This is a genomic window from Mycobacterium sp. (assembly GCF_044370595.1).
Classification (GTDB): domain Bacteria; phylum Actinomycetota; class Actinomycetes; order Mycobacteriales; family Mycobacteriaceae; genus Mycobacterium.
This window is the reverse complement of record NZ_JBILVF010000177.1, coordinates 1-6,519: the sequence shown is the minus strand read 5'-3', so window position 1 is coordinate 6,519 and position 6,519 is coordinate 1. Positions and strand designations below refer to the sequence as shown.

General features: G+C 63.7%; 10 protein-coding genes, 3 tRNA genes and 1 pseudogene. 3 read left to right on the top strand and 11 right to left on the bottom strand.

The window, feature by feature from the left end:
* Positions 1-1,020 (top strand): sugar transferase (locus tag ADBZ5N_RS16620; protein ID WP_526259297.1); only part of this gene is annotated, 1,020 nt, incomplete at its 5' end.
* 198 nt (positions 1,021-1,218) lie between these two features.
* On the opposite strand, the gene rplA is transcribed toward ADBZ5N_RS16620, so the two are convergent.
* From rplA to ADBZ5N_RS16565, 11 genes are all read right to left on the bottom strand, one after another.
* Positions 1,219-1,926, bottom strand: coding sequence for a 50S ribosomal protein L1 (rplA, locus tag ADBZ5N_RS16615; RefSeq protein WP_526259295.1), 708 nt, complete (start codon positions 1,924-1,926; stop codon positions 1,219-1,221).
* 81 nt (positions 1,927-2,007) lie between these two features.
* Complete coding sequence (gene rplK, locus ADBZ5N_RS16610) at positions 2,008-2,439, bottom strand: 50S ribosomal protein L11 (RefSeq protein WP_526259293.1); 432 nt, start codon at positions 2,437-2,439, stop codon at positions 2,008-2,010.
* A gap of 38 nt (positions 2,440-2,477) precedes the next feature.
* The gene (gene nusG, locus ADBZ5N_RS16605) at positions 2,478-3,188 is read right to left on the bottom strand and encodes a transcription termination/antitermination protein NusG (protein WP_526259291.1); all 711 of its coding nucleotides are present in this window, start codon (positions 3,186-3,188) and stop codon (positions 2,478-2,480) included.
* A 36-nt stretch (positions 3,189-3,224) separates the two neighbouring features.
* On the bottom strand, positions 3,225-3,662 hold the full coding sequence (gene secE, locus ADBZ5N_RS16600) for a preprotein translocase subunit SecE (RefSeq protein WP_526259289.1): 438 nt from the start codon (positions 3,660-3,662) through the stop codon (positions 3,225-3,227).
* Positions 3,663-3,727: 65 nt separating this feature from the next.
* A tRNA-Trp gene (locus ADBZ5N_RS16595) sits at positions 3,728-3,800 on the bottom strand.
* A 134-nt stretch (positions 3,801-3,934) separates the two neighbouring features.
* Positions 3,935-4,450, bottom strand: coding sequence for a (3R)-hydroxyacyl-ACP dehydratase subunit HadC (gene hadC / locus ADBZ5N_RS16590; RefSeq protein ID WP_526259287.1), 516 nt, complete (start codon positions 4,448-4,450; stop codon positions 3,935-3,937).
* A 2-nt stretch (positions 4,451-4,452) separates the two neighbouring features.
* Positions 4,453-4,881 carry a (3R)-hydroxyacyl-ACP dehydratase subunit HadB gene (gene hadB, locus ADBZ5N_RS16585; protein ID WP_526259299.1) on the bottom strand — a complete coding sequence of 143 codons (429 nt, stop codon included), beginning with the start codon at positions 4,879-4,881 and terminating at the stop codon, positions 4,453-4,455.
* On the bottom strand, positions 4,868-5,347 hold the full coding sequence (gene hadA, locus ADBZ5N_RS16580) for a (3R)-hydroxyacyl-ACP dehydratase subunit HadA (protein WP_526259285.1): 480 nt from the start codon (positions 5,345-5,347) through the stop codon (positions 4,868-4,870). Before hadA ends, hadB begins: the two co-directional genes overlap by 14 nt.
* Before the next feature lie 2 nt (positions 5,348-5,349).
* A complete protein-coding gene (gene rpmG / locus ADBZ5N_RS16575) occupies positions 5,350-5,517 on the bottom strand; it encodes a 50S ribosomal protein L33 (protein ID WP_509661854.1) in 168 nt (55 codons plus the stop codon).
* Positions 5,518-5,548: 31 nt separating this feature from the next.
* Positions 5,549-5,622, bottom strand: a tRNA-Met gene (locus ADBZ5N_RS16570).
* Between the two features lie 40 nt (positions 5,623-5,662).
* A tRNA-Thr gene (locus tag ADBZ5N_RS16565) sits at positions 5,663-5,735 on the bottom strand.
* A gap of 135 nt (positions 5,736-5,870) precedes the next feature.
* Here ADBZ5N_RS16565 and ADBZ5N_RS16560 point away from each other — a divergent pair.
* Together ADBZ5N_RS16560 and ADBZ5N_RS16555 are read left to right on the top strand one after the other, a co-directional pair.
* A complete protein-coding gene (locus ADBZ5N_RS16560) occupies positions 5,871-6,401 on the top strand; it encodes an arsenate reductase/protein-tyrosine-phosphatase family protein (RefSeq protein WP_526259283.1) in 531 nt (176 codons plus the stop codon).
* A gap of 4 nt (positions 6,402-6,405) precedes the next feature.
* A pseudogene (locus ADBZ5N_RS16555) lies at positions 6,406-6,519 on the top strand (MBL fold metallo-hydrolase); the annotation flags it as partial.

The window sequence follows — 6,519 nt, the reverse complement described above, 5'->3', positions numbered from 1 at the left end:
AACGAGGGCAAGTGCATCACCCGCGTACTCGCGGTCGGCAGTCCCTCAGCGGTCCGTGACCTGTCGGAATCTCTGGCCCGCGAGCCGTGGTCAGGATTCGAGGTTGTCGGGGCCTGCATCACCGGGGCTACCGAACAGGGGACATTGGAAGTACCGGGGGCCGGCACAATTCCCGTTTTCGGCAACGAGTCGGCGGTCGTTGGGGCCCTGACCGCCACCGGCGGGAGGGCCGTCGCAGTCACCGCGACCGAGCATCTCGACGGACGCGGGATGCGGGACCTCTCCTGGGAGCTGGAGAAGTTGGACGTCGACCTCCTGGTTTCTCCCGGAGTGGTGGACGTGGCCGGCCCGCGACTGCAGATACGTCCGGTCGCCGGATTGCCGCTGATCTACCTGGAAAAGCCGCAGTACCACGGCGCGAAACGTTTTGAGAAGCGACTCTTCGACGTGATGTTCTCAAGCACCGCACTGCTGTGTACGCTTCCCCTGCTAATCATCATCGCCGTCGCCATCAAGCTCACCAGCAAAGGCACGGTGTTCTACCGTCAGGAACGGACCGGCCTGAACGGCCGTCCCTTCGAGATGATCAAGTTCCGGACCATGGTTGCCGATGCAGACTCCATGGTGGACGGACTGGCGCACCTGAATGAGTGCGAAGGCGGTGTCCTGTTCAAGATTCGGAACGATCCACGAGTCACACCCGTGGGGCGGACCCTCCGCAAGTACAGTCTTGACGAACTTCCCCAGTTCATCAACGTGCTCCGCCGCGAGATGAGCGTCGTGGGTCCGCGGCCACCGCTGCCTTCAGAGGTTAAGACATATTCCGACTACGCTAAGCGCCGCCTGTTGGTGCGTCCGGGGATTACTGGGCTGTGGCAGGTCAGCGGACGCTCCGACCTGTCGTGGGAAGACTCCGTTCGACTCGACCTGTTCTATGTCGAGAACTGGTCGATGGTCAGCGACCTCCTTATTGCGCTGAAGACGGCTAAGGTACTTTTCACCCATTCTGGCGCGTACTGAGCCAAACCGCGTCGCGCGGTAGGTACAGGGCTCAGTGAGTAGGGCGCGCGTGCGCCCAGCAAAGCTGGGAAGCTAGCTGGGACGGATCACTCCAGGCCTACGAGGAGTTCATTGCTCGGCACAGTCTGCCGTTTGAACGGGTCGGGCAAAAGGGTGCGGTGGTGAGGGCTCCGGCCCGCTGAAAGTCCTCAGCCGCTCCTACTCCTCCGAAAAGTTCCGCGTCACCGCCGGATCCACCGGAATCCCCGGCCCCGTTGTGGTGGAGACGGTCACCTTCTTGAGGTAACGCCCCTTGGACGACGACGGCTTGGCCCGCAGCACCTCGTCGAGGGCGGCGCCGTAATTCTCGGCCAGTTTCTTCTCGTCGAAGGACGCCTTGCCGATGATGAAGTGCAGGTTGGCCTGTTTGTCGACGCGGAAGTTGATCTTGCCGCCCTTGATGTCGGTGACCGCCTTAGCCACATCCGGGGTGACGGTGCCGGTCTTCGGGTTGGGCATCAGACCGCGGGGGCCGAGCACCCGGGCGATCCGGCCGACCTTCGCCATCTGGTCCGGGGTGGCGATCGCGGCGTCGAAGTCCAAGAACCCGCCCTGGATCTTCTCGATCAGGTCGTCGCTGCCCACGACGTCGGCGCCGGCGGCCACCGCCTGCTCGGCCTTCTCCCCCACCGCGAACACCGCGACCCGGGCGGTCTTACCGGTGCCGTGCGGCAGGCTGACGGTGCCACGCACCATCTGATCGGCCTTGCGCGGATCAACCCCGAGGCGGATGGCCACCTCGACGGTGGCGTCCTGCTTCTTCGACGAGGTTTCCTTGGCCAGCTTCGCCGCCTCCAAGGGCGTATAGAGGCGGTCGCGGTCCACCTTCTCGGCCGCTTCGCGGTAGGCCTTGCTCTTCTTGCTCATGGTTAATCCAATCGGTTGTTGGGGTGTGGTCAGTCGGGCCGAAGCGGGCCCTCCCACGCCGGCGCCTGTGGCGCCGGAAAACTACTCGACCGTGATGCCCATCGACCGGGCGGTGCCGGCGATGATCTTGGCGGCCTGGTCGATGTCGTTGGCGTTGAGGTCTTCCTTCTTGGTCTCGGCGATCTCGCGCACCTGATCCCAGGTCACCTTGGCGACCTTGGTCTTGTGCGGCTCAGCCGAACCCTTCTGCACACCGGCGGCCTTGAGCAGCAGCCTGGCGGCCGGTGGGGTCTTCAACTGGAAGGTGAAGCTGCGGTCCTCGTAGACGCTGATCTCGACGGGAATGACGTTGCCGCGCTGGTTTTCCGTCGCGGCGTTGTAGGCCTTGCAGAACTCCATGATGTTCACGCCGTGTTGGCCGAGCGCAGGACCGACCGGGGGGGCGGGGTTGGCCTGCCCGGCCTGGATCTGCAGCTTGATGAGGCCGACGACCTTCTTCTTCTTCGGGGCCATGGCTTTCGGGGTTCCTTTCCTGCGGGCTGGCAGCCCGATTAGATCTTGGCGACCTGGTTGAAGGTCAGTTCTACGGGGGTCTCGCGGCCGAAGATGCTGACCAGCACCTTGAGCTTCTGTTGTTCGGCGTTGACCTCGCTGATGGAGGCCGGCAAGGTGGCGAACGGGCCGTCCATGACGGTCACCGACTCGCCGACCTCGAAGTCAACCAGGATCTCCGGACGTTCCAGGCTGGCTTCGGATGACGCGGCAGTCGCCGTGGTCCGCGCGGCCTTTTTCGCCGCGCCCTGCGGCAGCAGGAACTTCACCACATCGTTCAGCGACAGCGGGGTCGGTCGTGAGGTGGCGCCGACGAATCCGGTGACGCCGGGGGTGTTGCGCACGGTGGACCAGGAGTCGTCGGTGAGGTCCATCCGAACCAGGATGTAGCCGGGCAGCACCTTGCGGTTCACCTGCTTGCGCTGGCCGTTCTTGATCTCGGTGACCTCTTCGGTGGGCACCTCGACCTGGAAGATGTAGTCGCCGACGTCGAGGTTCTGCACGCGGGTTTCGAGGTTGGCCTTCACCTTGTTCTCGTAGCCGGCATAGGAGTGAATGACGTACCAGTCGCCCGGTTTGCTGCGCAGGTCCTTCTTGAGGGCCTCGGCGGGATCGAGTTCCTCCTCGGCAGCGGCAGCATCCGCCGCCGCGTCGTCGATCACATCGACGGCGGCGTCGCCTGCGGGCGCGTCGCTTTCGGGAGTGGTCACGGTAGTCAGTCCTCTCTAAAACTAGGTGGGCCCGGGTCAGGCGCTCTTGTCACCGAAGATCAGCAACACCAGCCTGGCCAGCCCGAGGTCGACCAGGCCGATCAGGGTGACCATGAAGACCAGGAAGAGCAGCACCACGGCGGTGTAGTTCACCATCTGCTTGCGGTTGGGCCAGATGACCTTGCGCAGTTCGGCGACGACCTGCCTGAGGTAGTTCCAGACGAACACGAACGGATTGCGCGTCGGTCCGTCTTTGCCGGCCTTCTTGAGCGCCTTGCGGGCCTTCTCCTGATCGGCTTCCTCGTCGATGTCGAGATCCCAGTCGCCGGTCTCGTCGTCCTCGACCTCAGCCAGGGCTGTGCCACCCGAACGCTGACGTGACCGTTTGCCGGTCGGCCGCAGTGGCTGGGTCAGTGCGGCGGTGTTCTGATCGCCGTCGCCTGCGGCGTCAGCACTGTCGCGCTCATCGCTCACCGCATGCTCCTTCGTGTCGGTCTGGGCTTCTCATCACCAGGTGCCCTCAAGTCTATTCAGTTGAGCAGGGGCGACAGGACTTGAACCTGCAACCTGCGGTTTTGGAGACCGCTGCTCTGCCAGTTGAGCTACGCCCCTCGGTGTTGCCTTCCGGCGGCACTCACCCCACATAGTTCGCGCGCTCCCCTATTCGGTCCAGCCGAACCGACGGACAGCGCGCTCACGTGGGGAAATCCCGACGCTCGAGTGTAGCGCGAGACCGCAGTTCCCCACTAATCGTGGGTGACGGGCTTGCGCAGCACCTGACCGGTCTCCGGATCCCAGCCGGCCGAGATCGAATTCTCGCCCTCATGGCCCATCAGGGTGGTGTAGGCGATCATCACGACCTCGCCGGTCTGGTCGTCGGTAAGGACGTTGCGTGAGGTCACGATGTCGGCTCCGAACCGCTCGTCGACAGAGTCGACGTACATCGTGGCGCGCACCACGTCGCCCTCGACAATCGGTCGCAGGAAATTGAACTTCTGGTCGACCTGAACGATCTGCATGGTCTCGAAGCCCACGTCGACGTGCTGGAAAAAGTGCCGCTGGGTCATCACCGCGATGATCGACACGAACGTCAGCGGCGCCACCAAACCGTCGTACCCCATAGCCGCTGCGGCCTCTGGGTCGACGCTGGCCGGGTCGTGGGCCTTGACCGAGTTGGCGTACTGGCGGATCTGCTCGCGACCCACCACGAAGGGATCCGGGTACTTCCAGACCATGCCGCGGATATCTGTCTTGAGCGCCACGACTACGCCAGCTTTGCAATCGCGATGGCGCGACCGAAGATCTTCTTGCCGTTATGGGTTCCAGTGAGCGCGATGGTCACCGTCTTGTTCTCCTCCTCGACGGACTTGATCCGGCCGTTGAAGACGATGTCGGCGCCCACACCATCGTTGGGCACCGGCACGATGGCGGTGAACCGGACGTTGTACTCGCTCACCGCGCCGGGGTCACCGACCCACTCGGTGATGTAACCGCCGCCGAGGCCCATGGTGAGCATGCCGTGGGCGATCGCGGTGTCGAGTCCGACCTGCTTGGCGATCTCGTCGTCCCAGTGGATCGGGTTGAGGTCTCCGGACACCCCGGCGTAGTTGACCAGGTCGGCCCGGGTCAGGTTGATGGTCCGTTCCGGCAATTCGTCGCCGACTTTGATCGAACTGAACTCACGTAGTGCCATCGTCGAAGCCACTTTCTCCATTCTCATCACTCCGCCCGGCGAGCGTCGTGTAGTTCTCCTGGACCACGTCACCGTCCTGATTGGTGATGACGTTCTTGGTCACGATGAGGTCGGTGCCGTGGGCCTGCCGGATCTCGTGCAGGTATACGTCGCAGAAGAGTTTGTCACCGGCGGTCACCGGCTTGAGGAACTTCAGTACTTGATCCACCTGAACGATCTGCTTGTCGGTGATGCCGATGCCGGCGGATTCGAACATCGCCAACTGCGCGTCGTAGCCGAACACCGAGATGAAGGTCAGCGGCGCCACCACGCCCCGGTAACCCAACTCCGCGGCGGCCTCATCACTGAGGTAGGCGGAGTCGGTGCTTTTGACGGCGTTGGCGTACTCGCGGACTTTCTCGCGCTCGACCAGGTAGTAGTCGGGGTACCGGTAGTGCGTCCCGACGAGTTTCTGGGAGAGGGCCAAGGTCAGCGGGACTCTTTGTGCGCCTGATGCTTGCCGCAGTTCGGGCAGAACTTCTTGATCTCGAGCCGATCGGGATCGTTGCGGCGGTTCTTTTTGGTGATGTAGTTGCGGTTCTTGCACACCTCACAGGCCAAGGTGATCTTCGGCCGCACATCGGTACTGGACGCCACGTCAAATGCTCTCTTTCATCGTTCGTCTGCGTAGCGGTGGGGGGGCTCGATCCCCCGACCTCACGATTATGAGTCGTGCGCTCTAACCAGCTGAGCTACACCGCCGCGGGGGAACGCCGGTGGGTTTTCCGACAGGCGTTCACCGAGCCCCCTAACGGAATCGAACCGTTGACCTTTTCCTTACCATGGAAACGCTCTACCGACTGAGCTAAGGGGGCCAGACCCGCGCTGCGGGCCGATAGAAGGGTACAGGGTAGCGCGCGGGGCGACCAAACCTCTGGGGTCGACCGCACGCTGGCGGCCGACGTTGAACAATAGCGGCAGCCAGAACCACCCGACCCCAGGAGCAGCACGTGCATCTTCTGTTCGTCTGCACCGGCAATATCTGCCGCTCGCCGACCGCAGAGCGGCTAGCAACCGCACTGAGCGCTCAGGACCCGATAGCAGCCTTCCAGGCGTCCAGTGCCGGCACCCGTGCGGTGATCGCCCACCCCGTGCACCCGGAGGCCGCCCGCGTTCTCGTCGAGTTGGGCGGTGATCCGGCTGACTTCGCAGCCCGCCAACTCAAGCCGGCCATCGCTACAGGGGCCGATCTGGTTCTGACCATGACCAAAGAACACCGAGACGCGGTTCTCGAGATCGCACCGCGCCAACTCCGCCGGACCTTCACCCTCACCGAGGCCGCGGAACTGATTTCCCGGTTCGACCCCGTTGACATCGGTGAACTGGCCGGCTTGCGGCCACAACTGCGCGCCGAACAGATCCTCGATGTTCCGGACCCGATCGGGCAGGACCCGGAGGTATTCGACCGGATCGGGGCCCAGATTGCCGCACTCGTGGCGCCGGTCGTGGAGTTCTGCCGGCGGGTGTCGCGCTTACGCTGAGTCCATGGCATCGGACCGTCTGTATTTCCGCCAACTGCTCTCCGGTCGGGACTTCGCCCCCGACGACGTGATCGCCCAGCAGATGCGCAACTTCGCCTACCTCATCGGCGACCGGGAG

What these genes read in the sequence shown, in the direction of transcription:
- rplA (WP_526259295.1), bottom strand. Translation starts at nt 1,926, where the DNA reads ATGAGCAAGAAGAGCAAGGCCTACCGCGAAGCGGCCGAGAAGGTGGAC.
- rplK (WP_526259293.1), bottom strand. Translation starts at nt 2,439, where the DNA reads ATGGCCCCGAAGAAGAAGAAGGTCGTCGGCCTCATCAAGCTGCAGATC.
- hadB (WP_526259299.1), bottom strand. Translation starts at nt 4,881, where the DNA reads ATGGCACTACGTGAGTTCAGTTCGATCAAAGTCGGCGACGAATTGCCG.